Origin of the sequence: Micromonospora phytophila (assembly GCF_023656545.1) — a bacterium.
Taxonomy (GTDB): Bacteria; Actinomycetota; Actinomycetes; order Mycobacteriales; family Micromonosporaceae; genus Micromonospora; species Micromonospora phytophila.
This window is the reverse complement of record NZ_JAMOKF010000337.1, coordinates 1-5,643: the sequence shown is the minus strand read 5'-3', so window position 1 is coordinate 5,643 and position 5,643 is coordinate 1. Positions and strand designations below refer to the sequence as shown.

The window sequence follows — 5,643 nt, the reverse complement described above, 5'->3', positions numbered from 1 at the left end:
CGGCCGGCGTACCCGCTGACCGCTCGGCGGGTCCCGGTTGCCCGCCGGGGCGGTCAGCGGGCCCCGTCGCCACCGCTGCGGCCTGAGGTGGGCGCGCCTGGCCGTGGTCGGCTACGAGCCGCCGGTCACCGCGCCGGACCCGGCCCGGTCAGTCGACCGGCCAGGTGTGCACGGGCTCGTTGCTGCGCTGGAGCTCCGCGTAGCGCAGCACCATGTGGTGCAGCGCGGCGTCGCGGTCCATGCCCCGGTGCCGCTCCGCCGCCCAGACCGCCTCTGTCTGCCAGACCGCACCGTTGCGGCCGGTACGGCAGCGCTGCTCGATGATGCCGAGCAGCCGGTCCCGCTCGGCCGGTGCGACCCCGAACCGGTCCAGCCCGCTGGCCGCCTTCGGCAGCAGCGTGTCGAGGACCAGCTTGGCCACCGGCACCTCGCCGAGGCGGGGCCAGTGCAGGACGGCGTCCATGCCGCGCCGGGCGGCGGCGTGGAAGTTCTCCTCGGCGGAGCTGAAGGTGAGCTGGCTCCAGATCGGGCGGTCCGACTCGGCGAGGGCCCGGGCCAGCCCGAAGTAGAAGGCGGCGTTGGCGAGCATGTCGACCACGGTCGGCCCGGCCGGCAGCACCCGGTTCTCCACCCGCAGGTGCGGGCGGCCGTTCATGATGTCGTAGACCGGCCGGTTCCACCGGTAGACGGTGCCGTTGTGCAGGCGCAGCTCGCCCAACTCGGGGACGCCACCGGCGTGCAGCACCTCGACCGGGTCCTCGTCCTCGCAGATCGGCAGGAGCGGCGGGAAGTAGCGGACGTTCTCCTCGAAGAGGTCGAAGATCGAGGTGATCCACCGTTCCCCGAACCACACCCGCGGGCGTACGCCCTGCGCCTTGAGCTCGTCCGGACGGGTGTCGGTGGCCTGCTGGAACAGGGCGATCCGGGTCTCCGCCCAGAGCTGCCGGCCGTAGAGAAAGGGCGAGTTGGCGCCGACGGCCACCTGCACGGCGGCGATCGCCTGCGAGGCGTTCCAGTAGTCGGCGAAGCTGTCCGGGGCGACCTGGAGGTGGAACTGGAGACTCGTGCAGGCCGCCTCGGGGGCGATCGAGTCGGTGTGGGTCTGCAACCGCTCGACGCCCCGGATGTCCAGTTCAATGTCCTCGCCCCGGGCGCCGACGATCTGGTCGTTGAGCACCCGGTAGCGCTCGTTGGTGGAGAGGTTGTCCGCGACCAGGTGGCGCTCGGTGAGGGTGGGCAGGATGCCGACCAGGACGATCTTGGCGTCCGACTTGGCGGCCCGTTCGTCGGCCCGGGACAGGCTGCTGCGCAGGTCCCGCTCGTAGTCGCCGAAGCCGGCCCCCTCGATCAGCCGGGGCAGCGCGTTCAGCTCCAGGTTGAACTGGCCCAACTCGGTCTGGAAGAGCGGGTCGGCGATGTCGACGAGGATCTGGTCGTTGCGCATGGCCGGTTCCGCGACCGGGTCGACCAGGTTCAGCTCGATCTCCAACCCGGTCATGGGCCGGTCGGCGTCGAAGCCGAAGTCGTCCAGCATGAGGGCGAAGACGTCCAGGCACCGCCGGACCTTCTGCCGGTAGCGGACCCGGTCCTCCCGGGAGAAGGCGCCCCGCTCGACGTCCCTGCCCATGTGCCCTCCCGGCGCGCGGCGCGACGGAACGATACCGTTCCGCAGCGCATTGTGAACCATTCACGTTAAGAGCGCCCACCTCGCCGGGACCAGAGGGGCGGACCGGCCGATCCGACGGCCGGGACGACCGCGGCCGGCTGGCGAGCGCTCCCAGGGAGCATCTCTACCCAGCCGGCGTCGGCCACCACCGGACCGAGCCGCGAACAGGTCGTGACAAATCGCACCGGCTACGGACAAGGTGATCATCCCCCGACGCGTGTGGGGCGTACACGCGTCGGGCCCGCGCCGTGGTGCGGCGCGGGCCCGGAAGCGGTACGACGGATCAGGCCTGGCGGACGGCCTCGCCCTCGATCTCGATCTTGATCTTCTTGCCCACCAGCACGCCACCGGTCTCCAGGGCGACGTTCCAGGTCAGGCCGAAGGCCTCCCGGTCGATCTCGGTGCCGGCGGAGAAGCCGAAGATGTCCTGGCCGAAGGGGCTGCGACCGACGCCCTCGAACTCGACCTCCAGCTCGACCGGGCGGGTGACGCCCTTGATGGTCAGCTCGCCGGAGAGGACGAACTCGTTGCCGTTGCGGGACTTCACGCCGGTGCTGCGGTACTCGATGGTCGGGAAGGTCTCGACCTCGAGGAACTCGGCGCTACGCAGGTGCGCGTCCCGGTCGCTCTGGGTGGTGTCGATGCTGGCCGCCTGGATGGTGGCGGTGACGGCGGACTGCATCGGGTCCTCGGCGACGGTGATGGTGGCGGTGGCCTCGGTGAACTCACCGCGCACCTTGCTGACCATCATGTGCCGGGCGACGAAGCCGACACGCTTGTGCGCCACGTCCAGCACGTAGGTGCCGGCGCTGGGGATGGTGAGGCCGGCCCAGTCGCGGGTAACCGGTTCGATGCTGCTGGTCATGAAGCTGCCCTCCGAGAGATTGTTTAGTAGCCCAACGACTGCTTGGGCAACTATAGCTACAACAATATTCCCCGTGTCAAGGACTGTTAGGATGAACGGGTGAACCAGAACGTGTTCGACGACCCCCGGATCACCGCCGTCGGCCTGCTCGTCGAGGCGCATGCCGGGCTGTCGGCCCGGTTCGCCGCCCAGTTCGACGAGCACGGCCTCTCCCCGGTCGAGTTCGAGGTGCTGACCCGGCTGGCCCGCTCGCCCGGCAACCAACTCCGGATGACCGATTTGGCCGCGCAGACCTCCCTCTCCACCAGCGGGGTCACCCGGGTGGTGGACCGGATGGAACGCGACGGGCTGCTCACCCGCCGCGCCTGCCCCTCCGACCGACGCAGCTCGTACGCGGTGGTCACCGCCAGCGGCATGCAACGACTCGACGAGACCCTGCCCGGGCACCTGCGGATCATCGAGCAGTGGTTCACCGGTCAGCTCGAACCCGAGGCGCTGCGTGCCCTGCTCGACGGCCTGCGCCGGGTGCGGGACGCCGTCCACCCCGGTGCCACGGCCGGCAGCGCCGGCTCGGCCCCGGCCGAGGACGAGGCGGTCGCCGCCCGGCACTGACCGGGGACCAGCCGGCCGGCCGTCGTCCTGACACCGTCGGCCGGCCGCCGTCCGACCAGCCCGAACGGCCCGGCATCGCCCGACCGTGACGGGTCGGTCCGTCATGCCCGACGGCCGGGTCCGCCACGGCACGTCCGCCGAGCCGTCGTGTCGGCGCACCACCGACCCGCTCGGCGCACCGGCAGAAAGACCGGCAGAAGTGCGCCACCCGCGGGAGATAGTCGATCAAAGCGGGCGGATCGGCAAGCGGGCGGTGGCTAGTCTTCGGACAGCGGGGGACGCACCGGGGGGTGACGGCGCGAGCGATTGAGCGAGGGGTAGCAACAAGGGGGCTTCGTCGCTCGCGCCACTCCCGGCCCCCCGCTTCCGGCCCCCCGCTTCCGGCCCCCCGCTTCCGGCCCCCCGCTTCCGGCCCCCCGCTTCCGGCCCCCGCTTCCGGCCCCCCGCTTCCGGCCCCCCGCTTCCGGCCCCCCGCTTCCGGCCCCCCGCTTCCGGCCCCCCGCTTCCGGCCACGGCGTAGCCCGCCGTGGCCGGTTCGTCTAGCGCGTCTCGGCGGCACCCCGGGCCGCGACCAGCGCGTAGAGCAGGTCCTCCTCGTGCGGCAACAGCCGGAAGCCGCTCTGCCAGCAGGCCCGGTCCAGGCGGTCCAGCACGCCGGGGTCGGCCGTGCTGGCGGCGAGCCCCACCAGCGCCTCCACCACGTCCCGCCGGTCCTGGCCGTCGACACCGGCCGCCGCGGCGGCGGCGAACCACTCGGCCGCCAACTCACGATCGCCCCGGTGCAGCGCCAGGTTCCCCTCGATCAGGGCGCAGATTCCGTCCTCCGGACGGATCCCGCCGTACGCCGCACCCGCTGCCGCACCGCTGCGGGGCGCCGGCAGCGAACGGCCCGCCGACGCAGCGGGCGGGACCGCCGCCGGGGGCGGGCGCAGCTCGGCCAGCACCTCGACCGCCTCCACCGAGCGACCGTCGCGGGCGAGCGCCAGGCCCACCGTGCCGAGCACCCGGCGGCGATGGCCCGGATCACCCAGGTCGGTCAGCGCCGCCGCCACCCGGCGGCCCTGGTCGACGGCGTCGGCGTACCGGCCCTCCAGGCGGGAGACCTCGGCCAGGTTGGCCCGCGCCAGCACCCGCAACCGCTGCTCGCCGCACTGCACGGCGAGGCGGTCGACCGCGGCCAGCCGGCGGCGGGCAGCCGGCAGGTCAGCCACCCGGATGTCGTGCCAGGCGAGGTTGTTCTGCGCCACCGCCAGATCCCGGACCCGACCGTCGCGGGCGGCCAGCCCGAGCACCGCCTCGGCCTGCTGCCGTGCCTCCTCGTGCCCGCCGGTGGCGATCAGCAGCGCGCAGAGCACGCTGCGTGCCTCCAGCTCGCCGGTGACGTCACCGGCGTGCCGGAACGCGGCCAGCGCCGCCCGGGCCGCCGGCACCTCCTCGGCGCCGGCACCGTGCTCGGCGGCGAGCCGGGCCACGCCGAGGGACGCCCACGCCCGCAGCACCGGATCGGCGTCGGCGGTACGCGGATCGGCGAGCAGGCGGCGCAGCCACTGGCGACCGGCGACGTCGCGCCCCCGGAACCGCCACCACCGGGACAGCCCCGCCGCCAGCCGCAGCGCGGTCAACGGGTCGTCGACGGCGGCGTGCGCCAGGGCGGAGGAGATGTCGCCGCTCACCTCGTCCAGGCGGTGCACCGCCGCGGGCAGGTTGGCGCCGACCAGGTCCGGGGCCGCCCGCGCGACGAGCCGGGCGACGATCCGGGCGTGCCGCCGCCGGATCGCGGTGAGCTCTCCCGCGCCGGCCGCCTGCTCGGCGGCGAAGTCGCGGACGGCGTCCAGCAGCCGGAAGCGGAACGGTCCGGTGCCCCGCACGCTCATCAGCCCGAGCTCGAGGAACCGGTCCAGCAGCGGGACCGGGTCGACCACGGCCGTCGGGTCCCGGTCGGTGTCGTCGCCGAGCATCTCCTCGGCCAGTTCGACCGACCATCGGTTGCCGAACCCGGCGAGCCGGCGCAGCGCCGCCCGCTCGTCCGGGGCGAGGAGGCGGTAACTGGTCGCCACCGCGTCGCGCAGCGTCTCCGCCACCGCCGCCCGGGAGCCCTCCGGACCGCCCGGTTCGGCCGTGTCCCAGCCCGGGCGGCCGGCAGCGCCGGACGAGGTGGTCAGGTCGAGGACGCGGTCGCCGTACCGGTCGAGCAGCTCGTTGAGGTCGAGGATCCGGCCTCGGGCCGCCATCAGCTCGATCGCGAGCGGCAGGCCACCCAGGCGTCGGACCAGCGCGGCCAGGGCGGGCAGCTCGGCCGCGCCGGGCGGCTCCCGGCGTACCTGGGCGAGCCGGGTGGTGAAGAGGGCCACCGCCGGGTAGTCGGCCAGCGCCAGCGGCCCGGCCCGTTCGCTGCCCGGAGGCGGCACGTCGAGCGGGGACACCGGCCACACCCGCTCCCCGGGCAGGCCGATCGGGTGCCGGCCGGTCACCAGCACCCGCAGCGACGGCACCGCGCCGG

The 5,643-nt window shown here is 74.1% G+C and carries 4 protein-coding genes; 1 reads left to right on the top strand and 3 read right to left on the bottom strand.

The genetic code is table 11. The features are described 5' to 3' along the window. Window positions 1–148 precede the first annotated feature (148 nt). Window positions 149–1,627, bottom strand: coding sequence for a glutamate-cysteine ligase family protein (locus NCC78_RS26675; protein WP_250797917.1), 1,479 nt, complete (start codon window positions 1,625–1,627; stop codon window positions 149–151). Between the two features lie 322 nt (window positions 1,628–1,949). Next, window positions 1,950–2,531, bottom strand: coding sequence for a YceI family protein (locus NCC78_RS26670; RefSeq protein WP_250797916.1), 582 nt, complete (start codon window positions 2,529–2,531; stop codon window positions 1,950–1,952). A 99-nt stretch (window positions 2,532–2,630) separates the two neighbouring features. Between NCC78_RS26670 and NCC78_RS26665 the strand changes: the two genes are divergently transcribed. Then, the gene (locus tag NCC78_RS26665; RefSeq protein WP_250797914.1) at window positions 2,631–3,143 is read left to right on the top strand and encodes a MarR family winged helix-turn-helix transcriptional regulator; all 513 of its coding nucleotides are present in this window, start codon (window positions 2,631–2,633) and stop codon (window positions 3,141–3,143) included. Window positions 3,144–3,682: 539 nt separating this feature from the next. On the opposite strand, the gene NCC78_RS26660 is transcribed toward NCC78_RS26665, so the two are convergent. Then, window positions 3,683–5,643 (bottom strand): ATP-binding protein (locus tag NCC78_RS26660; protein WP_250797912.1); only part of this gene is annotated, 1,961 nt, incomplete at its 5' end.

Excerpts from the sequence above, each read along its gene's own strand:
- NCC78_RS26675 (WP_250797917.1), bottom strand. The coding sequence starts at position 1,627 with ATGGGCAGGGACGTCGAGCGGGGCGCCTTCTCCCGGGAGGACCGGGTC.
- NCC78_RS26670 (WP_250797916.1), bottom strand. The coding sequence starts at position 2,531 with ATGACCAGCAGCATCGAACCGGTTACCCGCGACTGGGCCGGCCTCACC.